The 24,237-nt window shown below is 66.3% G+C and carries 23 protein-coding genes; 9 read left to right on the forward strand and 14 right to left on the reverse strand.

Annotated features, from left to right (window positions below; translation table 11 throughout):
• Nucleotides 1-4: 4 nt before the first annotated feature.
• The 5 genes from AW270_RS04045 to AW270_RS41715 all read left to right on the forward strand — a co-directional run bounded on the left by AW270_RS04045 (nt 5) and on the right by AW270_RS41715 (nt 5,105).
• Nucleotides 5-883 (forward strand): phage adaptor protein, encoded by an 879-nt coding sequence (locus AW270_RS04045; RefSeq protein WP_157521683.1) that lies wholly within the window; start codon nt 5-7, stop codon nt 881-883.
• Nucleotides 883-1,866, forward strand: a complete 984-nt coding sequence (locus AW270_RS38455; RefSeq protein ID WP_157521684.1) for a hypothetical protein — start codon at nt 883-885, stop codon at nt 1,864-1,866. Before AW270_RS04045 ends, AW270_RS38455 begins: the two co-directional genes overlap by 1 nt.
• On the forward strand, nt 1,866-3,758 hold the full coding sequence (locus AW270_RS04050) for a hypothetical protein (protein WP_218009078.1): 1,893 nt from the start codon (nt 1,866-1,868) through the stop codon (nt 3,756-3,758). The genes AW270_RS38455 and AW270_RS04050 overlap by 1 nt, the downstream gene beginning before the upstream one ends.
• Before the next feature lie 220 nt (nt 3,759-3,978).
• Nucleotides 3,979-4,455 carry a hypothetical protein gene (locus tag AW270_RS38460; protein WP_157521685.1) on the forward strand — a complete coding sequence of 159 codons (477 nt, stop codon included), beginning with the start codon at nt 3,979-3,981 and terminating at the stop codon, nt 4,453-4,455.
• 44 nt (nt 4,456-4,499) lie between these two features.
• Entirely contained in the window at nt 4,500-5,105 is a 606-nt protein-coding gene (locus AW270_RS41715) for a LysM peptidoglycan-binding domain-containing protein (protein WP_061290742.1), read from the forward strand.
• A gap of 395 nt (nt 5,106-5,500) precedes the next feature.
• Here AW270_RS41715 and AW270_RS04065 read toward each other — a convergent pair whose 3' ends face one another.
• Nucleotides 5,501-6,673: a tyrosine-type recombinase/integrase gene (locus tag AW270_RS04065; protein ID WP_061290746.1), complete on the reverse strand. Its 1,173-nt coding sequence runs from the start codon at nt 6,671-6,673 to the stop codon at nt 5,501-5,503.
• Between the two features lie 206 nt (nt 6,674-6,879).
• Between AW270_RS04065 and AW270_RS04070 the strand changes: the two genes are divergently transcribed.
• A complete protein-coding gene (locus AW270_RS04070; protein WP_061290747.1) occupies nt 6,880-7,398 on the forward strand; it encodes a hypothetical protein in 519 nt (172 codons plus the stop codon).
• Between the two features lie 190 nt (nt 7,399-7,588).
• Here AW270_RS04070 and AW270_RS04075 read toward each other — a convergent pair whose 3' ends face one another.
• A complete protein-coding gene (locus AW270_RS04075; RefSeq protein WP_061291439.1) occupies nt 7,589-8,236 on the reverse strand; it encodes a GNAT family N-acetyltransferase in 648 nt (215 codons plus the stop codon).
• 162 nt (nt 8,237-8,398) lie between these two features.
• Nucleotides 8,399-9,709, reverse strand: coding sequence for a pyridoxal phosphate-dependent aminotransferase (locus AW270_RS04080; protein WP_061290749.1), 1,311 nt, complete (start codon nt 9,707-9,709; stop codon nt 8,399-8,401).
• A 97-nt stretch (nt 9,710-9,806) separates the two neighbouring features.
• On the opposite strand from AW270_RS04080, the gene AW270_RS04085 reads away from it, so the two are divergent.
• Both AW270_RS04085 and rnhB read left to right on the forward strand, forming a co-directional pair.
• Nucleotides 9,807-10,751 carry a LysR family transcriptional regulator gene (locus AW270_RS04085; RefSeq protein WP_061290751.1) on the forward strand — a complete coding sequence of 315 codons (945 nt, stop codon included), beginning with the start codon at nt 9,807-9,809 and terminating at the stop codon, nt 10,749-10,751.
• Between the two features lie 9 nt (nt 10,752-10,760).
• Entirely contained in the window at nt 10,761-11,429 is a 669-nt protein-coding gene (rnhB, locus tag AW270_RS04090) for a ribonuclease HII (RefSeq protein WP_061290753.1), read from the forward strand.
• Between the two features lie 30 nt (nt 11,430-11,459).
• Here the strand turns inward: rnhB and AW270_RS04095 are convergent, their stop codons facing one another.
• The 11 genes from AW270_RS04095 to AW270_RS04145 all read right to left on the reverse strand — a co-directional run bounded on the left by AW270_RS04095 (nt 11,460) and on the right by AW270_RS04145 (nt 22,250).
• Nucleotides 11,460-12,101: a potassium channel family protein gene (locus tag AW270_RS04095; RefSeq protein WP_063819087.1), complete on the reverse strand. Its 642-nt coding sequence runs from the start codon at nt 12,099-12,101 to the stop codon at nt 11,460-11,462.
• A gap of 50 nt (nt 12,102-12,151) precedes the next feature.
• The gene (locus AW270_RS04100; protein WP_061290755.1) at nt 12,152-12,538 is read right to left on the reverse strand and encodes an SCO5389 family protein; all 387 of its coding nucleotides are present in this window, start codon (nt 12,536-12,538) and stop codon (nt 12,152-12,154) included.
• Between the two features lie 35 nt (nt 12,539-12,573).
• On the reverse strand, nt 12,574-13,500 hold the full coding sequence (locus AW270_RS04105; protein WP_061290758.1) for an ATP-binding protein: 927 nt from the start codon (nt 13,498-13,500) through the stop codon (nt 12,574-12,576).
• A 59-nt stretch (nt 13,501-13,559) separates the two neighbouring features.
• Nucleotides 13,560-15,080 carry a serine/threonine-protein kinase gene (locus AW270_RS04110; RefSeq protein WP_061290760.1) on the reverse strand — a complete coding sequence of 507 codons (1,521 nt, stop codon included), beginning with the start codon at nt 15,078-15,080 and terminating at the stop codon, nt 13,560-13,562.
• Nucleotides 15,081-15,160: 80 nt separating this feature from the next.
• Entirely contained in the window at nt 15,161-15,553 is a 393-nt protein-coding gene (locus AW270_RS04115) for an RrF2 family transcriptional regulator (RefSeq protein ID WP_061290762.1), read from the reverse strand.
• Between the two features lie 5 nt (nt 15,554-15,558).
• Complete coding sequence (locus AW270_RS04120; RefSeq protein WP_061290764.1) at nt 15,559-16,416, reverse strand: ABC transporter permease; 858 nt, start codon at nt 16,414-16,416, stop codon at nt 15,559-15,561.
• Nucleotides 16,406-17,191, reverse strand: a complete 786-nt coding sequence (locus AW270_RS04125; protein ID WP_061290766.1) for an ABC transporter ATP-binding protein — start codon at nt 17,189-17,191, stop codon at nt 16,406-16,408. Before AW270_RS04125 ends, AW270_RS04120 begins: the two co-directional genes overlap by 11 nt.
• On the reverse strand, nt 17,188-18,267 hold the full coding sequence (locus AW270_RS04130; protein WP_061290768.1) for an ABC transporter substrate-binding protein: 1,080 nt from the start codon (nt 18,265-18,267) through the stop codon (nt 17,188-17,190). Before AW270_RS04130 ends, AW270_RS04125 begins: the two co-directional genes overlap by 4 nt.
• A 108-nt stretch (nt 18,268-18,375) precedes the next feature.
• Complete coding sequence (locus AW270_RS04135) at nt 18,376-19,632, reverse strand: LCP family protein (protein WP_169807252.1); 1,257 nt, start codon at nt 19,630-19,632, stop codon at nt 18,376-18,378.
• Between the two features lie 116 nt (nt 19,633-19,748).
• The gene (locus AW270_RS04140) at nt 19,749-21,077 is read right to left on the reverse strand and encodes an LCP family protein (protein ID WP_245674559.1); all 1,329 of its coding nucleotides are present in this window, start codon (nt 21,075-21,077) and stop codon (nt 19,749-19,751) included.
• Nucleotides 21,078-21,230: 153 nt separating this feature from the next.
• On the reverse strand, nt 21,231-22,250 hold the full coding sequence (locus AW270_RS04145; RefSeq protein WP_061290772.1) for a LacI family DNA-binding transcriptional regulator: 1,020 nt from the start codon (nt 22,248-22,250) through the stop codon (nt 21,231-21,233).
• 215 nt (nt 22,251-22,465) lie between these two features.
• On the opposite strand from AW270_RS04145, the gene AW270_RS04150 reads away from it, so the two are divergent.
• Entirely contained in the window at nt 22,466-24,223 is a 1,758-nt protein-coding gene (locus AW270_RS04150) for an ABC transporter substrate-binding protein (RefSeq protein ID WP_061290774.1), read from the forward strand.
• Nucleotides 24,224-24,237: the final 14 nt, after the last annotated feature.

A 24,237-nucleotide genomic window follows, 5' to 3' on the forward strand; every position in this document is an offset into this window, starting at 1 on the left:
TCAGTTGACCGATCGAGTGATCTCGAATCTCAAGGGCTTCTCGGCTGATCAGGACTCACAGACTCACATCACTGCGCCTCTGGCGATCGGTGATCTATCCGTGGCGGTTGACGATATCAACCGCATTTCGGAGGGATTGGCCGAGATCGGCGATGAGATGCTGTGGATTCGTCGAGTCGACCCTTCTGCCGGAACAATCCTTATCGCGCCTTACGGGCGCGGTTATGATGGCTCTACAGCCCGGGATCATGACATGGAATCGCGGATCATTTCCGCGCCCAAGTTTCCCCGGCATCAAGTGAAACTCGCCATTAATGACGCCGTGGACAGTGTCTATCCTGACCTGTACGCGATCGACGAATTTGAGTTTCCGTTTGTCGCGGCTCGGACCACATATGAAGTGCCGGCTGAGGCCGATCAGATTCGGCGTATAACCTGGCACTCTATCGGCCCTTCGAAGATGTGGATTCCCATCAAGCGATGGCAGTTCGATCCGCGTGCGGATACTGACGAATTCGCATCTGGTAAGAGCGTCGACCTGTATCAGGCGCCCGTTCCGGGGCGCACTGTTCGTGTGACCTTCACCAAGCCCCCTTCGGGCTTCACTGACGACTCAACGGATTTCGCCACGGCTACGGGCCTACCGGCTTCGTCCGCTGACGTCATTGTCTGGGGTGCCTGTTTCAGGCTGGTCGGCCTGCTGGAAGCGCCTCGGCTCAACATCCAGGCCATCGAGCAGCAGACCAAGAGTCAGCTCGTTCCGCCCGGCTCTTCGCAGAGCGCGGCTCGGCACTTCCTTCAGCTCTATCAAATGGGCCTGATGGCTGAGCGTGAGCGGCTCCAGAGAAACGACCCCACCCAAGCGCACTTCGGATATCGGTAATGGCTCGTAACTACAGCAACGTAGCGGTTCAGACCACACTCACTTCAGGCATTTCCAACTCGGCTACGTCTCTTTCCGTGGGAACGGTCACCGGCTATCCGGCCGCACCCTTCACCATCATCGTTGATCCTGGCCTGGCAACTGAGGAACTGATTGAGGTTGGCGCGGTTTCAGGTACCGACTTCAATAGCTGTACCCGAGGGATCGACGGCACACCGGCCCAGTCTCATAGCTCTGGATCGGTAGTGGTGCATGGCACCAGCGCCCGGGATTTCCGGGAAGCGAATGACCATGTGACTGCCACGACCAGCGTTCACGGCATCACGAATACGGCGAACCTTGTCACACTGGCCGGCACTCAGACGCTCACCAATAAGACCCTGACGTCGCCGACGATTAACGGCGGCACGTATTCCGGAACGCTGACGGGCCAGCCCACCATCAGTGATTTCACCAACGCTGATCACAATCACACCAATGCCGCCAATGGCGGCACTCTGACGACTGCGGCTATCTCTGGACTTGAAGCCCGGCTAGAAGAGCTAGAAGAAGGCGGCGGGGGCAGTAGTTTGCCTTACGCCTATTGGGGTGCACAATCGGAACAGGCGTCAGGGAACAACACGATCGACTTTGGAACCCCGACCGCCCAATCAGGTTCTATCTGGTCGTCCGGCGCTCCGGATAAGATCGTCGCGCCGATGGCCGGGATTTATCTCGCCTATATTCAGGTTGAGCATCAAGATGCCAGCTTCCAGCCTGCCACTTTCCGGCCCGAATTTACCCACCACGCCTCTAATGGTGGTGCCATCTATTGGTACACCAATACCACGACGACCAACCAAGAAGATCTTTGCCGAGTAGCTCTTTCTGCTACCATCCCCATGGCCGCTACCGACTACCTCACTGTTCGTAGTTATAATATCGGCTTCGGTACAACGCTCATCCCTCAGAGGCTTTCCTTCGTCTGTATCAGGGCTCTTTAATGCCTGCGCCGAAGAGCCTCTTAACGCTCACACTGCCCCATCCGATATACCGGTTGGCCTCGGTAGCGAGTCCGTATCAGGACCTCTACGGGTCGTACGATTACGCCATCGGTGGAGTGCCCTTTCTTGCGGATATCAGCGGGGAAAGCCCGCTGGTTCGCGGAACCGCCGCATACAAGAAGGACCAGTTTGACAACGCGGATGAGCCCGGGGAACAGACCCTAGTCGGTTGGTGGCTGCGCTCTCAGAGCTCTTGGCATCTCGGTACCGGCATCACCAATGCAGATGTCCGGCTTGATGAGACGGCTCAGTTCCGCTTCGCCGACGCTGAAGGCGTCGATCCCTGGACTCCAGGTCAGATGACGTTGCTCAAGGCGACCAGCGCTGTTGAGCCGGGAGGGACGACAAGCCTCTGTTTGGGCTTCACCGATGCAGGCGCCGATTACGTTCTCTATGCGAGTGATGACGACCTGGCGAAGGTGGACGCCTCCGGGGCGTCTACTGCGATCACGTGGGGTGGCATCGGCTCCATCCTCTCGATCACCTCTGATGGTGAGTCGTGGTATGCCGCCGCGGATGACGGTATCTACAGCGGTCCGTTGGCCGGCACCACGGGTGCCAAGCTCTGGACGATCGCCGCGACCACGGCTGTAGTGCGATGGGTCAAGGGCCGCCTCATGGCCGGCATAGACAACGCGCTCTATGAACTGGTGCCCCCCGTGGGGGCTGCACCTCACGCGCTCCCTACTGCCACCTATACGCATCCCGTTGATTCGTGGATCTGGGCAGACATCACCGAGGGCCCTGAATCGATCTTCGCCATCGGCTACTACGGTGCCGAGTCCTTCATTCTCAAGCTGGCACTCGATACAGGCGGGGCCCTGCCGTCCCTCACCAGTGCGACCGTGGTAGCGGAGCTGCCCCGTGGGGAGACCGGCCGATCGATCTACGCCTACCTTGGTGCCTATCTCTTCATCGGCACCTCCCGAGGTGCCCGTGTAGCGGTGATCGGACCGCAAGGCGTGTTGCAGTATGGCCCGCTGATTCCCGCTTCGGAGCCGGTTCTTGACTTCGTCGGCATCGGCGATTTCGTATGGGCTACCTACTCGAACGGCTTCGCTGACGGCACGTCGGGCCTCATGCGTATCAGCCTCAGGGATGTCCTACCTAGTGGCCGGCAGCCATACGCCAAGGATCTCTGCGTCCATGAAGCCGGAACCGTTTCCGGCGTGACCACGATCGGATCATCCAGTCGGCTGGCTATTGCCGTTGAAGGCGAAGGGCTTTTCTTCGAGCATGAGACCGACTATGAGGAGTCGGGCCATATGCTCACTGGCCGCATCCGGTTCAACTATCTTGGCCCGAAGTTGTTCAAGCAGTACAACATTCGAGCCACCCTTAACGGCCCTATCGCTGTTGCCAGCGTGGACAGTGCGGGTAATGAGGTCAACCTTGCGAGCGTCGACAATGACTCGTTGCAGGATGAAGACCTGGCGATCAACTTTCCAACCGGTCCGCAAGAGTTTCTGAGTATGCGGTTCACGCTGAACCGGGGTGAGCTCGACGAGACTCCGGTATTCCGTGGATACCAGATCAAGGCTCTACCTGGTGGCCCAAGGCCACGGCAGTTCATCATTCCTCTTCGGTGTTATGACCATGAGAGCAGTCTTGCCGGCGTTCGATCCGGCTATAAGGGTTTTGCCCTCAAGCGACTGGAAGACATGGAAGCGCTCGATAGCACGGGTGACGTGGTTCTCTTCCAGGATCTCAAGCGCGGAACCGCGCAATCGGTCGTCATTGACCAGATCGAATTTCGCCAGCGCATCGGCCCTCAGCCTAACGGCCAAACGTGGGGTGGGACGCTCACTGTAAGCCTAAGGACGATCAACTGATGGACCCCATTTGGGTCGGTGTACTCATTACCGTTCTCGGTGCTGCGGCCATCGGCCTCGGCACTGTTCTTATCCGGACGATGATTCGCGGTTTCAGGGATTATCTGGAAGACGAGATCCATGCGAAGCTGGTCCCTAACGGTGGGTCGTCTCTCGCGGATCGAATCACGAAGCTGGAGCAGACCGTTACCGTTCTCGCCGAAAAGATCCAGGACCCAGCATGTACGAATCCGAATTGCCCGGATCGATTCCGATGCGAGCATACCCAAAGACCGAGGCGACGGGGAAGCCGTCGCGGGTCATATGGCTCGTAAGCGGTCTCGATGACGCCTATTCCGCGATCACAACCGCTCGCTATCTGAACAGCACACACAAGGCCGTGCATCTCGTATGGGACCCAGAGACGGGGGCCATTGTTCAGATGATGCCTGCGGGCACTACAGGGCCGTACAGAGGGATTCCCAAGGATTGCCTTGACGGTTCTATCACAGTGATGGCTACCGCCCGCCAGGGCAAGCCATTCACCGCCACACCTCTCGTCGGCCTTGACCGGCTGATGAAGTTCATTCGCGGTCATGAGATCCCCGACGTATTCCCCTTCGGACCTCCCGGCCACCAGAGCCGTATCGGTTCCGAACCGGGCCATTACGCCTATGAGACAGGACCCATTGATGTCGATCGAATCCTTCGAAGCTGACTTTGTCGATGAAGGTTTTCCCGAAGAAGTAGAGGTGCCGGAAGGTGAAGACTGACCAGCTCCTAGATTTCGCACTCAAGACTCAAGGTCGGTACAGCCGGCCGAACAAGTTCGCTACCTGGTATGCGAACATCGTCAAGGACAAGGCGTATGCGACGGCCGCATGGTGCGATGTGTGGGTTTCGTGGATCGCCGATCAAGTGGGCGCCACAAAGGACGTCGGGCGTTTCGCCTATTGCCCCAGCCATGCGAATTGGTTCAAGAAGAATAAGCGATGGGGCACCACGCCCAAGCGTGGGGCCGTGGTGTTCTTCGACTGGAATGGCGACAAGGTCGCCGATCACGTCGGCTATGTCGTTGACGTTCTCCCTGATGGCCGAATCAAGGCGATCGAAGGGAACACCACCAAGGGTGGCGTCAAAAACTCTGTAGCACTCCAGACACGCAGTAAGGCTGACATCTTCGGGTACGGCTACCCGGCCTATCTGGATTCGCCGGCCAAGAGCTATACCGTGGTGAAGGGCGACACCCTTAGCGGCATCGCGAAGAAGTACAGCATGACTTGGCAGAAGCTCTATGAGCTGAACAAGGGCACCATCGGTGCCGATCCCAAGCTGATCAAGCCGGGCCAGAAGCTCAGGCTTCCTTAGTCCAACTGGCAGCCCTCTGAGGCTGCGGCGACTCTGATCTGTTGAATGCGGGGCTCCGCCTCCGCGGAGTCCAGGCCGACCGTACTCGCGAGCATCGCACCCCACTTGTCACAGCTAGTGAACGTATCCTCACTGCTACTTGCATAAAGCTGCACTGCCAGGAAGAGGAACGCGCCGATCGTTAAGGCGTGCCATAACCGCATATTGAGCCCCTTGAAGTCAAGCCCGAAACGTGCCTAGATTGTGTAAGCCCGCATAGGGCCTGCTCCACTATGACGCCTCATGCGCAACCCTGGTTGCCAGACACACCAAAACAGCCCCCATCCCAGTAGGGATGGGGGCTGTTGTCCCGTACGAGTTTTGCACACAGCGCCAGGGACGGCCTCAGGCTACCACTAGCGTCGGCGTGCTCGGTCGAACAGGTTGACCACATTGCCAGCACCAACAGCCTTCGCCAGAGGCTCCGGCTCGGGAGTCGCTTCGGTCGGTACCGATGTCAGGCTGGTAGCTGCCTTGCGTTCGGCCACCAGGCCCGAAAGAAAGTCGGTCGCCTCGGCAAGCTCGGCAGAGATTGTCGACATCGACTTACGGACGCCCTTGAAATCTTCATAGATCTCGTCCTGGTCGAGATACGACTTCTCCGTCGTGGCCTGATTCGCGTGACCGGCAGCCAATTGAGCCACCCTAACCGGGCTTGCATGCCCGGCCTGCTGGGCCGCCCGATGAACCGCCGTGGTCGCGGTCTTACGAAGGACGTGAGTATTGTCGCCCTTCTCGTGGGCAACACCGCTTGCGTCTAAGATCGCGGCGAAGTCTCGGTGGGGGTTGGAGATCCGGTTAGCCGGGTTGAGTCTCCTCACTCGCGGCCGGCCCCTCTGGGCCTGCCCAACCGTCATCGTTGCCGGGAAGACGTACCAATCGGCCTTCGGCTCCACGCCGGTTTCCTTCTGGTAGTAATCCTTCCACGCAACCAGCAGAGCGCGAATCTCGTCGTTGAGTACCATCTTCTCGCCCCACTTGCGAGATTTGGTGTTGTCGAAATAGATGTCGCTGGTGTCCCACAGAATGTCTGACCACTTCATTCCGGTGACTTCAGAGATGCGCCGTTCAGAGAGGCGCATGAACCATGCCAAGTAGTAATCGCGTGGGTGCTTCTTGCGCCCGGTTTCGGCGATCTTGGCGAACTCGTCGTCAGTCACGCGCCGGTTGCGTGTGGTGCCGCTCTTGGATTTCTCCCGCGCGGGGATGACATCAACGGGGTTCGGACCCCAGGGGATGTAGGACATGCGCATGAGCCATTCACCGATGGCCTTGTATCCCAGGCGGTATTGCTCGTATGTCCCGTCCAGCCATCCGGGAGACCGCTCCAGGAAGAACGCGAGAAGGTTGTCCCCGGTGAAGTCGCTCGTCACGGGCTCGCGCCGCAGGTGGCCAGCCAGGAACTTGGTGAGGGCTGCGTACCGGTAGCCGTACCCCTCGGCCGTGCTGGGCGCCTTCTTCGCCATCCTGAGCACGGCTACGTGCTCGTCCCCTGCCTTGCCAAGCAAGATGATCTTAGTGTCAGTCATGCGAGATCCCCAGGTGCGCTAGACGTGCATGCCCGCACCCCTGTCACATTAAACGGCCGACTTGACAGCCTGCGATCGAAATGATACGGCGTCAGGTCGCTCGCAATGAGGCCTCAAGGACGGTGAAAGTCCTGTGCAGGCAGGGAGTTCTATCAATGGGGCGTGCCCCGGAAACGGGGTCGTCCTCAAAACCCCTGGAGTTTCCAATGCGTTTCCGTACTGTCCTCGGTGCCGTCACCACCGCGACCGCTCTGACCCTCGGCATGGGCATGCTCGCCTCCGCCGCCAACGCCGCCCCGCTCTCCGCCAACGACTGGGACTACGACAGCGACTGGGGCTACTACTACAGCCACAACGGCAAGGCCAAGGCCAAGGGCTACATCGACGTCTCCTACGACGAGGAGGAGTCGAACACCGTCCACATCAGCGGGAAGCTCTACGACCGCGACTACCGGACCGAGCACCAGGGCGGCAAGTGCGGCTACGTCGCCTTCCGCTACACCTCGTGGGACGACCACGAGGACGACTGGTCCTCCAGCTACAAGACCTACAAGCAGTGCGGCACCCACGGCTACAAGAAGATCGACTTCTGGCGCAGCGACGTCGCCCAGGTCGAGGTGAAGGTCTGCCAGATCGGCCTGCACAGCAGCTTCCCGACCAAGTGCGGCTCCTGGCACGAGATCTACAACGCGTGGGACGACGAGTACGACTACACGGCCGCCTGACCGTTCCCTCGCTTCACATAGATAGGAGACAATCGTTCCAAAGCGACTGGTGACACGTCACTTTGGGAAGCACTTCCGCAGCAGAAGGACAGCGGCCGGTGCCGGCGATGGTCACCCGGACACGCAGCGGCCCGCCCCCCGGCATGGGGGCGGGCCGCTCGTTCCGTTTTCGGCTCGAAGGAATGGCTGATCAGGCGGCTGCGTGCGCGTAATGCATACGCGCGAGGATCCGTTCTCGTACCGCCGGCCATTCGGAGCGCAGGATCGAGTAATACGCCGTATCTCGGACCGTGTTGTCGGCGCCTCGGCTGTCCGCTCGCCGCACACCGTCGAGGTGTGCGCCGAGGGCCTCGATGGCGGCCCGGGATCGGTGGTTGCGTACGTCTGCCTTGAGGGTTATCCGGTGGACCTGCCAGGTCTCGAACGCGAGGGAGAGCAGAAGGTACTTCGCCTCCCGGTTGACACCCGTGCCCTGGGCGGAGGCGCCCAGCCAGGTGTAACCGATGTCCGCGACTGACGGGACCTCGCCCACCACGCCTTTGGTGCCCGGCGGCCAGGGCATGGGGCCCTGCCAGTACTCCAGGTGCATCAGACGGGTGGCACCGACCACGCGGTCGGTGTGCAGCCACCGGATGGCGAAGGGCATCGTGCGGCCCTCCGCCTGCTCAGCCAGAGCGGCCTCCACATAGGAGACCATCTCTTCCCGGCCTGCGGGAACGCGAGTAAACGAGTACGTCGCGCGGTCCTCGCTCGCCGCGTCGACCAGGTCGTCGACGACCGCGAGGGTGAGCGGTTCCAGGCGCACAAGGCGCCCGGACAGGGTGACAAAAGCGGGCATGAGCACATGATGGGGTCTGGACGACATGTCTGGTGCCAAATGACACACGACATCTTGTGGAACCCCAGGTGGAGCGCCCACCATAGCCTTAAAACCGCAGGTCAGAAGCGTTTCTTCGCACCCTTGGCACGGCGGTCCAGGGTAAAGATTCGACAAAGATCGTCAACGCGCCGGAGCGGGTGCCAGGAACATCCCCCTTCGGGCTCTCGACGGCTCTCTGGCGGTCAGCCCGGAGAGGGCTTCCTCCAGGTGGTCGAGCGATTCGGCCACCCACGGGAGCGCCAGCGGATCGGAGCCGTGCAGCGCCGCCAGACGCTGTTCGGCGGTCTCGCCGTACAGCAGAGAGGTGGCGACGCGGACCCGGGCCGAGCGGGGGTCGTCGCCGAAGGCGGTGCCCGGCAGGACACCGACGCCGTGGCGGTCGAGCAGGGTCCGGGCAAGCTCCTCGGAGCTGTCGAAACCGGGGATCTGCGGATAGAGGTAGAACCCGCCCTGCGGCACGTCCACCTTCGCGCCCGCGCGGGCGAACCGGTCGGCGACCGCGCGGGCCACGGTGGCGTGCAGCCGCCGTGAGTCGTCGATACGTTCCACGATCTCCTCGGGCTCCTCGAACGCGTACGCGGCGGCGTGCTGCACCGGCGCGGCCGGGGCCGACCAGATCTCGCTGGCCACCGCGAGCAGCCGCTGGCGCAGCGCCCACCCGTCGGGGGTGTGCGGCAGCCGGGCCACGCCGATGCGCCAGCCGCCCAGCGCCAGCGACTTGCTCAGGCCGCTGGTGATGACGGTGCGTTCCGGGGCCACGTCGGCCGGGCTCAGGAAAGGCGTGGCGGCGGGGTCGTGCACGAGGTCGCGGTAGATCTCGTCGGAGATGATCACCAGGTCGAGCTCGCGGGCGACCTCGGCCAGCCTCCTGACCGTCTCCGGCGTGGCCAGCCGGCCCGTCGGGTTGTCCGGCAGCGTGACCAGGACGGAGCGGACCGTCCGGCCCTGCGCGCGGGCGTGCAGCACGGCCGACCTGACCTGGTCGGGGTCGGGCACGCCCCCCTCACCGGCGGCGGTCGGCACCAGGATCGGGCGCACCCCCACGATCTCCGCCTGCGCGGCGTAGCTGACCCAGCTCGGCATCGGCAGCACCATGTCCCCGGGAGACCTCCACTCGCCCGGGTCGGCGCCGATCGCGACCAGCAGTCCGAACAGCAGCGACTTGCTGCCCGGTCCGCAGACCACCAGGTCGGGGTCGGTCGGCAGCTCGCGCCGCGACCAGTACCCGGCCGCCGCCGCACGCAGCGCGGCCAGCCCCGCGACCTCGCCGTAGCCGTTGCTGACACCCGCGTCGGCGAGACGGGCCAGCAAGACGGGGTGAACGGGCAGTCCGGCTTCGCCGAATGCGAGATGGAGCACCCGTTGTCCTGACCTCCGTCTTCGGGCGATGTCCTCGTTTGCGGCCAGAGTTGCCGAAAGTGTGACGTGCATACTGATTCCTCCTGAATGCTGTGGAACGTACCCACCTTGTGTGGGTACGGGCATCAGGACAAGCGAGGCTTTTCGGTGCCGGGCATAAGGAGATCCGATGCTGGATCTGCGACGTTTGACGTTGTTCTGCGAGTTCGCCCGAAGGGGCAGCATCGCCGCCACGGCAGCCTCTCTCGGCTACAGCGCGTCGGCGGTATCGCAGCAGCTCGCGGCGTTGGAACGGGAGGCGGGAGCGGCTCTCCTCGACCGCACGAGCCACAGCGCCGAACTCACCGACGCGGGGCGGCGGCTGGTCGTCCACGCGGAGCGGATCCTGGCGATGGTGGAGACGGCCGAGTCCGACCTGTCGGCCCATGCGGGGACTCCAACCGGGCGGGTCGTCATCACCGCCTTCCCCACCGCCGCCGTCGCCTTCGCGCCCGCCCTCGCGCAGTCGCTGCGGCGGCACAAACAACTGGCGTTCCGGCTGTCGCAGAGCCGGTCGGGGCGCGGCATGCGGGAGGTCGAGTCGGGCGAGGCGGACATCGCGCTCGTCGACGACTGGTGGGGGCGGGTGCGGCGGCGCGAGACGCTGACCGTCTTCCCGCTGCTGCGCGACCCGCTGGTGCTCGTCGTGCCGCGCCGGCACCGGCTGGCCAACCTCGACGAGCCGGTCGACCCGGCCGACCTGCGCGACGAGGCGTGGATGGCGACCCCCGAGGGCGAGCCGTCCCGGACCGCCGTCGACCGGCTGCTCACCGACGTCGGGGGCGCGCCGCCGGTGGCCTGGGAGTTCGAAGGTCTCGGGACGATCCTGAGCCTGGTCGCCAAGGGGATCGGGATCGCCGCCGTGCCCGCGCTGTCGCTGGCAGCCGGGGTGCGGGGGGTGGTGGTCCGGGAGTTCCCGGGGGAGCCGGTCGAGCGGGTCATCACCGCCGTCGCGCGCGAGTCGTCGGTGCACCGGGCGTCGGTCGCCGCCTCACTGCGGGCGCTGCACGTCGCCGCCCGGTATCTGGCCAGCGATCTCGGCTATCTGTCCACCACGAACGGGTTCGCCGACTAGTTTTGGCCGGTGCCGTCGTACACGATCGAACGCCTGCTCACCGCGGGAACCAGCAAGGTCGTCGCCGGGGTCGACGAGGTCGGCCGGGGCGCCTGGGCCGGGCCGGTGTCGGTCTGCGCCGTGGTGACCGACTTCAGCGAACCACCCGAGGGGCTGACCGACTCCAAGATGCTCGCGCCCGGCAAGCGGGAGGCGATGGTGTCCCTGCTGGAGTCATGGGTGGTCGGGTACGGCCACGGCGAGGCCTCCGTCGAGGAGATCGACACCCTGGGGATGACCGAGGCGCTGCGGCGCGCGGCCCGGCGGGCGCTGGAGGCGCTGCCGATGAGGCCCGACGTCGTCATCCTGGACGGGAAACACGACTACCTCGGCGCGCCCTGGCCGGTGCGGTGCGAGATCAAGGGCGACCTCAACTGCGTGTCGGTGGCGGCGGCGTCGGTGCTGGCCAAGGTGCGGCGCGACCTGTTCATGGCCACTCTGACCGGGGCTGACATTTACGGATTCGCAGAGAACGCGGGGTATCCCGCGCCGAGCCACCAGGCCGCGCTGGCCGAGCACGGGCCGGGCGAACACCACCGGCTCTCCTGGTCCTACCTCGACGACCTGCCGAAGTGGCGGCACCTGAAGCGCCACCGCGACCCGGCGGTAGGAGAGGGCCAGCTGAGCCTCTGGGGCTGACTCCCGTTCCGCGCCGGTCAGCGAGGTGGTTCACCCTTTGGCGCGAAGCATCTCTTTCAGCTCGCCGATCTCCTTGAGCGCTTCGCGGAGGAGGGCCTCGGTGTCGTCGCCGGTGTCGAATCGGCGGCCGAACCAGGAGGCCAGGGTCGCGGTCACCACGCCGAGGAGGGCGACGCCGCCGAGCATCAGCGCCGAGCCGATGAGCCGGCCGTCGGGCGTGACCGGATAGGTGTCGCCGTAGCCGGTGGTCGTCATCGTCGTGACGGCCCACCAGGTGGCGTCGCCGAAGGTCAGGATGGTGGCGCCGGGGGCGTGGCGTTCGGCGTGCAGGACCGCGAGGCTGGCGGCCAGGCCGAGCATCAGCGTGCTCGTGGCGGTGAAGGCCAGCACCCTGCGCTGGAAGCCGAGACGCCGCTGGAGCATCCGCACCGGCATCAGCAGCGGCAGCACGATGACGAGCAGGTCCAGGACGTTGGCCTTGGCGAACGCCTTCTTGTCGTGGGCCAGCACGAACCTGATCACGTATTCGGCCAGGAACAGCAGCCAGCAGCCCAGCTGGGCGAGCCAGCAGGCCAGTTTCCAGTCGCGCGGGAGCTGCGGGAAGAGGATCGGGGTCGCGTACGCGACCAGGAAGACGCCCGCGAAGACGAGCAACCGCCACTCGGCCCTCATGGCGATCAAGTCTAGGCGGGCGCCTGGTGTCTTACCTGGTCAACGCGCTGCTAGCAGTCGACGAGCTCCGGCTGCTGGTTGAGGATCTGGGCGCGCGCGGTGGTGAAGTCGGCCAGTTCCGCGGTGGCCGACGGGTCGAACACGGCCACCCGGTGGCAGTTCTGGAACGCCAGCTTCACGTTGAAGTGGCGTTCCAGCGCGCCCCGCATGGCGTCACTGGCGAGGCAGCGCAGCAGCTGCCCCCGGGCCGCCTCGTCCGGCGGCGGGACCATGTTGTCGGCGAAACTCGCGCCCGACTCGGTCCTCGTTCTGACCAGCTCGCTGATCAGCTCCCACGCGTACGGCAACGAGTCGCGGACGCACGCCACGAATGCGGCGTCGTCCACGTCACCGGCCCTGGCCTGGTCGAGCAGATCGTTCGGAACGGTCAGCGACATGAGGCTTTCTCCTCTCGGTTGGGGCACTTTTGACGTTATGCCAAGGCGACGCTCCCGAAAATGAAGTCGGGGTCGATTTGCCCGGCCAGGTCCTGGCCGGTCGCCTTGTTCGCCCAGGCGCGCGCGTTCCGCAGGTGGAACTCGTGCGCCTGGCGGCCGAACTTCGCCCAGTCCTTCTCGGCCGCGTCGACTCGGTCGAGCAGGGTCTGGAGTCCGGCGAGGTTCCCGGGCTCCAGGTCGTCGAGGGTGAAGGAGCGGCCCTGTTCCATGGCCCGTACGGCCGGGCTGTGGTCGAGGCAGGTGAGCAGGTCGGCGCCCACCTGGTCGCGGAGGAACGCCCGGTCGCCGGCGGTCTGGATCTTGTTGCCGACGACCGCGATGGCCACGTCGAACTCGGCGGCGTACTGCTTGTACTGGTGGTAGACGCCGACGCCCTGGCGGGTGGGCTCGACGACGAGGAAGGTGACGTCGAACTTGGTGAACATCCCGCTGGCGAACGAGTCGGCCCCGGCGGTCATGTCGACCACGACGTACTCACCCGGGCCGTCGACCAGGTGGTTGAGGTAGAGCTCGACCGCGCCGACCTTCGAGTGGTAGCAGGCCACCCCGAGGTCGTTCTCGCCGAACGGGCCGGTGGCCATCAGCCGCAGGCCCTCGACCTCGACCGAGGGGAAGAACGGGTCGTCGAGGGTGGTCAGGCGCGAGCCCCGGCCGGGCGGGGTCGTCTTGACCATGGCCGCCGCCGAGGGGATGCGCGGGTTGTCGCCGCGCAGGTGGTCTTTGATCTCGGTGAGCATGCCGCCGAGCGGGCGCGGCTGACCGGCGCCGAGGACGAGCGCGAGATGCTGGTTGATGTCCGCGTCGACGGCCACGACCCGGGCGCGGGTCGCCGCATAGCGGGCGAACAGCGAGGAAAGGGTGGTCTTACCGCTACCGCCCTTGCCGACGAAGGCAACACGCACGGGTGGTCTCCCTGATCACGACAGTGAAAATGATTGTCGTAATCAGTGTGCCATGGACCTCAGGTCTGCGTGGGGGCGTATGCCCGGAAGACCCTCAGCAACGTGGGCCGCATGCGCTCCCATTCGGCGGCGGTGGTCGTCCAGGTGAGAACAGTGGTGGTGGTTTCGGTGGAGATGACGCGCCGATATTGGTGGTACGTCTCCCCCTTCACCAGGTGTGTTTCCTTGGCGTCACGAACCTGGCGCCAGGTGAACTCCCAGTCGGCCGCCGACCCCAGCCGCGACCCGACGGTCTTCAGGCGCAGTTTCCGGTACGCCTCCACGTTCGGATAGAGGAACGCCTCGGCCTCGTGGAGGGCGGCCAGCGGATCGGTGCCGACCTGGTTCGTCATCTCTATCGACAGGTGGCCGCGCCTGCGCGGGTCGACCCACCAGACGGAGTATTCGCCGACCGAGCGCTTCCACGTCCTGGGCGCCATGGCGTGCCAGCCGGCCGGGGAGTCGTACGGGACCAGCTTGAACCTCAGCGGGGCGACCGGCGAGGGCGACGGCGAGGGGAGCGTGACCGGCGCGGTGGTCGGGCCGGTCGCGGCGGTGCGGGTGGTGATGACGGTCGTCTCCGGGCGTAACAGGGCCCAGCCGCTGATCGCGCCCGCGACCACGACGACGGCCGCGCCGACCGCGATGAACCGCATCCGCATGCTGCCCCGCACCGGCTTCGGCTCGGGCGGGGCCGGCGGCGGCTCGAAGGCCGCCAGCATCGCGTCGGCCGCCTCGTGGGACGGCCGCCGTTTCGGGTCGCGCGCCAGCAGCGCCGCCAGCACCGGCCGCAGTTCCTCGGGCGCGGCCGACACGTCGACGTCCCTGGGCACCCGGGCGGGCCTGTCGTCGGGCTGCGGCACCGGCTTGCCGGTGACCGCGAAATAGAGCGAGGCGCCCAGCGACCACAGGTCGGCGGCCTCTCTGACCGGCGCGTCGGGGTCGCTCCGCTCGGGGGCGCGGAACGCCGACGTCGACCGCGCCGAACTCCACGACTCGCCGTGGGCGGGCGACCGTTCGCCGACCCGCTTGGCGAACACCGGGTCGGCCGCCACCGCGCCCACCCCGAAGTCGGCCAGCACGATCCGGCCGTCGTGCCCGACGAGGATGTTGGCGGGCCGGACGTCGCCGTGACGGACCCCCGCCGCGTGGGCGACCGTGAGGGCGGCCAGAGCGGTCCTGACCACGTGGGCCGCCTTGGGCACCTCCAGCGGCCCGTCGCTGGCCACGATCCCGTCGAGCGACCGGGAGCGCGCCAGGTCCATGACGATCCACAGGGTGTCGTCTTCCTCGGCGACGTCGAAGACCGCCGCGATGCCGGGGTGGCGCAGCCGCTCGGCCTGGCGGGACTCCCGGGCGATGCGCTGCCGCAGGGCCGTCGCGCGGGTCTCGCGCAGCCCGGCGGGGAGCAGCACCTCGCGGACCGCGACGGGACGGTCGAGCAGGTCGTCGTGGCCTTCCCAGACGACGCCGGTGTTGCCTTGGCCGAGCGCCCGCACGAGCCGGTATCGCTTGACGACGAGCTGCCCCGGACTTCCCATCACGCCTGCCTCTGCACCCGGGCTGACACCCTTTGGACTGGGAGTCTCGCATAACTAATGGGGCAGAGGTGAGATAAGCGTCACAGGGTAGGCAGAGATCCGTCCGCGAGATGGGCCAGGGTCACGCCGGTGAGCACGCGGGTCTCGTTCTCGCGCAGCGTCGCCCAGACCTTCTCCAGGGGCTCGGACGCGCCGAAGAACGCCTCGTTGTCCTGGGGGACGCCCTCGATCACGATGATCACCTCGGCGAGCGTGATCTGGTCGGCGGGGCGGGCCAGCCAGTAGCCCCCGTCGGGGCCGCGCTGGCTGTGGATCAGTCCCGCCCGCCTGAGCTGCAGCAGGATGTTGTCGAGGAACCGTCGGGGGATGCGCTGGGCGGTGGAGATGCGTTCCGCCGGGACGGGCCCCGGAGGGGCGGCCGCGAGTTCGGCCGCCGCTCGGAGCGCGTAGTGGGTGCGGGCCGACAGGCGCATGCCTGTCAGCCGATCCGCTGGTCCAGACCCCACCGCCGGCGCAGCGCGTTGTCCGCCGCACCGAAGAGCACGTCGACCACGATGCCGATGAGCAGAATGACGATCATCGTGGCCAGCAGGCGGGCCGAGTCGGCCAGCTCACGGGCGAAGTGGAGCTGCTCGCCCAGTGACGGCTGGTTGGCGATGATCACGAGGATCTCGCCGGCCATCAGCGACCGCCACGCGAAGGCCCAGCCCTGCTTCAGTCCCGCCAGGAACGACGGCAGCGAGGCGGGCAGGATCAGGTGGCGGTAGAGCGAGAGCCTCCGCAGGCCCAGGACGTGTCCTGCCCGGAGCAGGATCGGTGGGGTGTAGTCGACGCCGGTGATGAGGCCGTTGGCGATCGACGGCGCCGCGCCGAGCACGACCACGAAGGTGATCGCGTTCTCGGTGAGGCCGAAGAGGAGGATGGCGAGGGGGAACCAGGCGATCGACGGCATCGTCTGGAGGCCGGTGATCAGCGACCCGAAGGCCGCCCGGAGCAGCTTGATCCGGGAGACCGCCGCGCCGACGACGACGCCGACGACGATGGCCAGCAGGAAGCCCGAGACGGCCCGGCGCATCGTGGTGGCCACGGCGTGCCAGAACTCGCCTTCACCCAGGCGCGTGCCGAGCTCGCCGAGCGCGGTGGCCGGTCCGGCGAAGACGTATTCGGGCCAGAAGCCAGCCAGGACGACCGCTTCCCAGATGATCAGGACGATCGCGATGGCCAGCGCCATCGGCCACACGCGGCCCCAGATCGCGGCGGGGATGTTGCGCTTGGCCTTGACCTGGGTCTCGAGCGCGTCGAGCCCGGCGATCTGATCACGGGTCTCAACGGCCATGCCGGCTCACCTCCTCCTTGAGCCGGACCGTGATCTCGCCTGCGAGCTTGGCGACTTCCGCCGATTCGGTGCGCCGCGGCCTCTCCAGGTCCACCGTGTAGTCCTCGATGACCGTGCCCGGGCGGCTGGACAGGAGAACCACCCGGTCGCCCAGGCGGACCGCCTCGCGGACGTTGTGCGTGACGAACAGGATCGCGAGGTTGCGCTCGCGCCAGATGCGCTCCAGTTCGTCGTGGAGCAGGTCGCGGGTCATCGCGTCGAGGGCGCCGAAGGGTTCGTCCATCAGCAGGACGTCGGCCTCCTGGGCGAGCGCGCGGGCGAGGGAGACGCGCTGGCGCATGCCGCCGGACAGTTCGTGGGGGCGCTTCTTGGCGAAGCCGCCGAGGTGGACGACGTCGAGGAGCTCGGCCGCCCGTTCCTTGCGCTTCTTGCGGTCGAGCGCCCGCAGGGCCAGCTCGATGTTGCCCGTCACGGTGAGCCAGGGGAACAGCGCCGGTTCCTGGAACATCATGGCGATCTGCTTGCCGCCGGTCTCGATGGTCCCGGCGGACGGCCGGTCGAGGCCCGCGACGAGGTTGAGCATGGTGCTCTTGCCGCAGCCCGACGCGCCGAGGAGACAGACGAACTCGCCCTGCGCCGCGGACAGGGAGACCTGGTCGAGGGCGAGGAGGCTGGTGGCGCCCCGGCCGTACACCTTGGAGACGGCGTCCAGCCGGACGGCGGGCGCGGGGCCCTCCGTCCGGCCGTGGCCGAGCTCCTGAGCAGGAGCTGTCACTTGTCGCTCACCGCCGTCTCGCCCTTGGCGGACAGGATGCCGTTGAGGGTGGTCAGGTCGTAGATGCCGTTCAGGTCGATCGGCTTGAGCAGGCCCACCTTGATGGCGTGGTCGGCGCTGCCGGTCAGCGACGAGGCGATCGGGTCGTTCGTGAACGTGATGTTCTTGAACGCCGAGTCGAGGACCTCGGGCTTGAGGGGCTTGCCGGTCAGCTTCTCGAGCTGGGAGTTGACCGCCGCCGACGCGCCGGCCGGGTCGGAGTTGATGTAGGCCGTCGACTCGACGTGGCCCTCCACCAGCTTCTTCACCAGGTCGGGGTGCTCCTTGGCCCATTCCTGCCGGACGATCAGGTGGGTGATCACGAACTGCTTGTTCGGCCACAGGTCGCGCTCGTCGATCAGGATCTTGCCGCCGCTCTCCTGGATCAGGCGGCTGGCGAAGGGCTCGGGCACCCACGCGGCGTCGATGTCACCGGTGGCGAAGGTCTGCAGGGTCTGCGAGTTCTCCTGCGGGACGATCGACACCTCGCCGCCACCCTTGGTGTCGGTCTTGATGCCCTTCTCGTCCAGGTAGTAGCGGAGCGCGACGTCCTGGGTGTTGCCGAGCTGCGGGGTGGCGACCTTCTTGCCCTTGAGGTCCTCGATGGTGTTGATCTCGGGCTTCACGATCAGGTAGACGCCCCCCGACGCCGCCCCCGCCACGATCTTGATCGCCGTTCCCTTCGACTTCTCCCACGCGTTGATCGCGGGGTTCGGGCCGATGTAGGTCGCGTCGATGGCCCCCGAGAAGACCGCCTCGATGGCGGCCGGACCGGCGTTGAAGGTCGTCGTCTTCAGGGTGACGTTGTCGCCCAGAGCCTTGGTGTAGAAGCCCTTCTCGACGCCGACGAGGGCGGTCGAGTGGGTGATGTTCGGGAAGAAGCCGAGCCGCAGCTCGCTCTTCTCCGCAGCGCCGCCGGCGGGAGCCGAAGCGCCCCCTTCAGCGGTGGTTCCGCCCCCGCCGCAGGCGGCCGCGAGCGAGGTGACCATCACCGCGGCCAGCGCGGCGACAACCCCGCGAACCCTGCGAGCCTTCATACGCTTCTCCCTGATTCCTACTAAATAAGTCGGGTTAGGGAGTATTAAAGAGCGATCCAAGATTCCCGTCAAGTCCAGTAGGTTTTTGGACGTATATGCCGGAATCGGCTACGCGCAGGACGCGTCGAGGTCGACCGCTTTGGTCTTCGCCTTGGCTTTGGCGCTCGCGGCGACCGGGCGGGGCGTCAGCTCGTCGTGGACCTTCGACCTGATCAGGTCCCAGTCGGGGTTGCCCGTGCGGATCAGCGGCGGGACGAACTGGAGGCTCTTGATGTCGGCGCCCTTCACCTTCGGGGCCAGGTCGATGAGGTCAGGCAGCAGGCTGCGGGGGATGTCGGTCGACACGAAGCGCTTGGTCACGTCCGCGATGCGTTCGAAGCCGCGCAGGACCTTCAGCGGGTCTGCCTGGTCGGCCACCGCGTTCAGCAGGCACTTCTGCCGGCCCATGCGCTGGTAGTCGTCGCTGTCGGTGCGGGAGCGGCCGAACCACAGGGCCTGGGTGCCGTTCATGTGATGGGTGCCGGCCTTGATGAGGCCCTCGCGGTAGGCGCCGAAGACGATGTCGTTCTTCACGGTGATCGTCACGCCGCCCATGGCGTTGATGATCTGGGCGAAGCCCTTCATGTCGACCATCGCGTAGTAGTCGACGTCGAGGCCGAGGATGTCGCCGATCGTCGACTTCAGCAGGTCGGCGCCGGAGTCGCCGTGGTCCTCGCCCCACTGGAAGACCTCGTTCAGCAGGGCGGCGGAGGGATAGTCGTCGACCGGGACGTTCTGCAGGTTCCGCGGCAGCGAGAACAGCACCGACTCGCCGGTACGGGTGTCGACCGAGGCCACCGTCATGCTGTCGGTCCGCGCGCCGGGCCGGTCGGGGGCCGAGTCGGCGCCGACGAGCAGGACGTTCAGGCGCTCCTTCCCGGCCCACGGGTCGGGGTCGGGATCGACCACCGGGGTCAGCGCCTGCGGGACGGGCTCGGGGGCGTCGGCGGCGAAGACCGAGGTGACGACCTCGTTCGACACGTACGCCACCCGGGACGCGTAGCCCAGCGGCGCGACCACCAGCGCGCACAGCCCGGCCACGGCGATCAGCGGCGGTCCCAGCCGCACCCGCCGGGGGGCGACCACCAGCCACGACCACACGATCACCGCCGCCCACACCACGGCCACGGCGACCGCGGCGGCCGAGGCGGTGTCGAGCCGGTCGAGCAGCAGGGACGGCAGGTGGGACCAGGCGTTGGAGACCACCGTCACGACGGCGGAGACCACCAGCAGGTAGACGGCGGCCAGGGTCAGGCCGGTCCGGGTCCGGCCCGCCCAGATGTGGGCGACACCCCAGAGGAACGCCGAAGCCAGCGTCAGTGCCAAGGCCCGACGCAGGCTCCGGTTTTCGCGCATGACGCCCCATATGCCCGGTTCGGTGAGTGGCTAACGTTCCTCGCAGGCAGTTCACGGGCCGTTCGGGCCGTGTTTCCTGCTGTTTCCTATTGGGTTGTGCAGGTGTCGTGGGTCGCGTCGAAGCCCTCGACGTCCTCGATCGAGGGCTTGGGCTGCTTGAGACCTTGGTAGTCGGCGCCGAGCACCAGCACGACCTGCTGGGTGGAGCCGGCCTTCACCTCGAACGTCGTCGACCTCTCCAGCTCGCGGAACACCCGCACCGCCCGGGTCTGGCCGTTGGGGGTGTACTTCACGAACGTCTTCGCGTACGGCTTCGGCGCGTCCTCGACCTTGAGGATGTGGTAACCCCGCTGCTCAAGGACGGCCGCCACATTGGTGGCCAGGCCCGAGCGGCCCGAGCCGTTCTGCACGACCACGTGGATCTGGCTGCGGGGGATCTTCTGCTCGCCCGATACGAGCTTCGTGGTCAGCTGGTCCTTGGCGGCCATCGTGAACAGGGCCTTGGCCTGCGGCTGCGTCCACTCGACGCGCCCCGGGCTGGTCAACGAGTAGTGCCAGGGCGTGGTGATGAACCGGATCGAGCCCGCCTTGAGACCCTCGGCGCTCAGCGCCAGGTCCTTCAGGACAGTGGGCGTCAGGTCGGGGTCGGTGGTGATCGACTTGGTCACCGCGTCGAGCAGGTTGAGCAGCGCGCCGGGGTTGGTGAGGGTCTCGCCGCTCATCGCCTTCTTGGACATCGCGGCCAGGAACATCTGCTGGCGCTGGATGCGGCCGATGTCGGAGCCGTCGCCGAGGCTGTAGCGGGCGCGCACGTAACCCAGCGACTGCTCGCCGTTGAGCGTCTGGCGGCCGGGCGGGAGGGTCAGCAGGGCCTTCTTGTCGTGGATCCCCGGTTCCGGGACGCAGACCGGCACGCCTCCCAGCGCGTCGACCATGCCCTTGAAGCCGGTGAAGTCGACCTTCACGTAGTGGTCGATGTGGATCTTGGTCAGCGACTCGATCGTCCGCCACGTGCAGCCGATGCCGCCCGAGTTGAACGACTCGTTGATCATGCCGACGTGGGCGTTCTGGCCGGGGAAGCCCTTGCGGGCCGGGCACTGCGGCAGCTGGACGAGCGAGTCGCGCGGGAAGCTGATCAACGTGGCGCCGTCCCGCTTCGGGGAGATGTGGGCCAGGATGATCGTGTCGGTGCGCTCGCCGGCGAAGACGCCGTATTTCTTGTTCGCGCCGTTGCGCACGTCGGAGCCCACGATCAGCACGTTCATCGCCGGGCTGACCTTGACGGGCCGCGACCCGAGGTCGGTCGTCGGGACCGCCTCGTGCTTCACGTTCGTGGTGACCTTCACGTAGCCGGTGACCACGAAGCTCACCGCGCCGACCACGACGCCGAGCACGGCCGCGATCAGCACCTGCACCCACGCGACCCAAAGGCGGCGGGGAGGTTTCTCCTGGAGCGGCAGGACAATCGGCTCCGGACGCACGTCGACCTGACTCAACGCCCAACCCCCGGGGGAACACGGCCCGGGGCCACCCCCCGGTCACCGCTGCAAAGTGTAACGACGAATCCCCTAATGCCCGGCCGAAACCGGCGGTCCGGTGCTTCCACGCGGGTTCAGACTTGCCGCCCGATCCTCGAACGAATCCGTCGAAGCGCCGTCGATCAGCCCCAGGAGCAGCCGTGCCGCCTGAGCGCCGTAAGCGGGGATGTCCCTGGTCAGGGCGGTCAGCGGGGGGCGTACGACCTGAGAGAGGGGCGAGTCGTCCCAGGCCACGATCGACAGGTGGGCCGGGACGGTCAGGCCCATCTCCTGGGCGACCGACAGCCCGGCGACGGCCATGATGTCGTTGTCGTAGACGATCGCGGTCGGCCTCACCCGCGACGACAGCAGCCGGCGGGTCGCCCGCGCGCCCTGCTCACCGGTGTAGTCGGTGTGGACGACCGGGCAGTCGTCGAGGCCGGCGCAGGCGCGGGCGAACGCCTGGTCGCGCAGCGTGGTGTGGACGAGTTTCGGCAGGCCCGCAATCCGGGCGATCCGCCGGTGGCCGAGGGCCACGAGGTAGTCGACGGTCTCGCGCACGGGCGCGCCCTCGTCGGACCAGACCGACACCAGCGTCCCCGAGCCCGACGGGTCGCCGATGACGACGACCGGCATGCCGAGGTCCTCCATCACGGGGACGCGCGGGTCGTCGACGTGCAGGTCGACGAGGAACGCGCCGTCGATGCGGCCCTCGCCCCACCACCGCTGGTGCACCGTGATCTCGCTGGGGTGGTCGCCGACGACCTGGAGCATCAGCGCGAAGTCGCGGGACGACAGCTCGGCCTCCAGGCCGCTGATCAGCTCCATGAAGAACGGCTCCATGCCGAGGATGCGGGCCGGGCGGCACAGCGCCAGGCCGATCGCGTTGGCGCGGGCGCCGTTCAGGGCGCGTGCGGCGCTGTTCGGCCGCCACCCGATTTCATCCGCTATAGCAAGAATGCGCTGCCGGGTGGATTCCGACACACCGGGTTGCCCGTTGAGCGCGTAGGACACCGCACCCTTCGAAACCCCCGCCTGACGTGCGATATCAGCGATCGTCGGTCTTTTCACGCACCCACCCTGTCGCCCTACTTAACTGGTTCAGCATATATGAGGCTATTGACACGTATGTCATGCAGATTTTACCGTCACGGTACTTATCCGGTTCAGCCATGAATCACACATCGGAGTGCCCCTTGGGAGCGCTCCCAGCATGTCGGCCGGGGGCTCCCACCGGTCGACCCGTCGGGGGTTGGCCTTTACGTGTGGAAGCAAGGAGAAGGACGATGCGGAACCGTGCTACCCGGTTTCTGATCCCTGTCGTGGCCGCCAGCCTGCTCGCGGCCGCGTGCACGAGCGGCGGTACGCCCACCCCGGCCCCCGGGGCGACGGCGCCGGCCGCGCCGGCTCCGGCCGCCGAGGGCGGCGCGTTCCCGCGCAACGAGACGCTCTACACCAGCGGCACCCAGTGGGGCCCGCCCGCCAACTTCAACCCGATCCGCGAGTGGGACTCCGCGACCGGCACGAAGGGCCTGGTCTACGAGACGCTGTTCCACTTCGACCCGGTCGCCGGGAAGCTCACCCCGTGGCTGGCCGCGAGCGGGGCGTGGACCGACGACACGACGTACGAGGTCAAGCTGCGCCCGAACATCACCTGGTCGGACGGCAAGCCGTTCACGGCCGAGGACGTGAAGTTCACCTTCGAGCTCGGCAAGATGGAGACCGTCCCCTACCACAACCTGTGGAACTGGCTCTCGTCCGTCGAGGCGCCCGACGCGTCGACCGTGAAGTTCACCTTCTCCAAGGCCAACTACCAGCAGTGGGACTTCAACATCTACAGCCGCTCGATCGTGCCCAAGCACATCTGGGACGGCCGGGCCGAGAAGGACGTCCTCGACGGGATCAACGAGAACCCCGTCGGGACCGGCGCGTACAAGTACCACAGCCACGACCAGGACCGTGTGGCGTGGGTGAAGAACGACACCTGGTGGGGCAAGGCCCAGCTCAACCTCGACCCGAAGCCGAAGTACATCGTCGACATCGTCAACTCCTCCAACGAGGTGGCGATGGGCCTGCTGCTCCAGAAGGGCCTCGACCTGTCCAACAACTTCCTGCCGGGCGCGGCCAACCTGGTCAAGGGCCCCTTCGGCATCAGCACGTTCTACCCCGAGCCGCCCTACATGCTCTCGGCCAACACGGCCTGGCTGGTGCCCAACACGAAGAAGAAGCCGCTCGACGACGCCGCCTTCCGCAAGGCGCTGGCCACCTCGGTCGACGTGAAGAAGATCGTCGAGGGCGTGTACGGCAACCTCGTCAAGCCCGCCAGCCCGACCGGCCTGCTGCCGCAGTGGGACCAGTTCGTCGACCAGGCGGTCGTGGGCCAGAAGGGCTTCGCGTTCGACACCGCCAAGGCCAAGCAGATGCTGGCCGACGCCGGTTACAAGGACACCAACGGCGACGGCCTGGTCGAGAACAAGGACGGCTCGAAGATCGCGATGAAGCTCATCGTGCCGGCCGGCTGGACCGACTGGATGGAGGCCATCCGCGTCATCGCCACCGGGGCCAAGGCCGCCGGCATCAATGTCGAGGCCGAGTTCCCCGACTACAACGCCCTCGTCGAGGCCCGCAACTCGGGCAAGTTCGACCTGGTCATCAACAACGAGCGGCAGCTGTCGAACTCGCCGTACACCTACTTCGAGTACGTCTTCCAGCTCCCCGTCCAGGCGCAGCAGAACACCGTGAACTTCGCCCGGTACGAGAACGAGCAGGCCTGGAAGCTGGTGCAGGAGCTCGACTCCACCAAGACCGACGACATCGAGGGCATGAAGAAGGTCTCCTCGCAGCTTGAGGCGATCATGCTGGACGAGATGCCGGTCATCCCGCTCTGGTACAACGGCCTCTGGTCGCAGGTCAGCAGCACGACGTGGAAGAACTGGCCCTCCAGTGAGGGCAGCGCGCCCAAGTCGGCGCCCACGATGTGGCGCAACTGGCTGGAACTCGGCGGCTTCGAGTCCCTCGCCGCGCTGCAGCCGGTCGCTCCCTAGTCCTTCTCGATACG

Source organism: Herbidospora cretacea (assembly GCF_001570605.1).
In the GTDB taxonomy this organism is placed as follows: domain Bacteria; phylum Actinomycetota; class Actinomycetes; order Streptosporangiales; family Streptosporangiaceae; genus Herbidospora; species Herbidospora cretacea.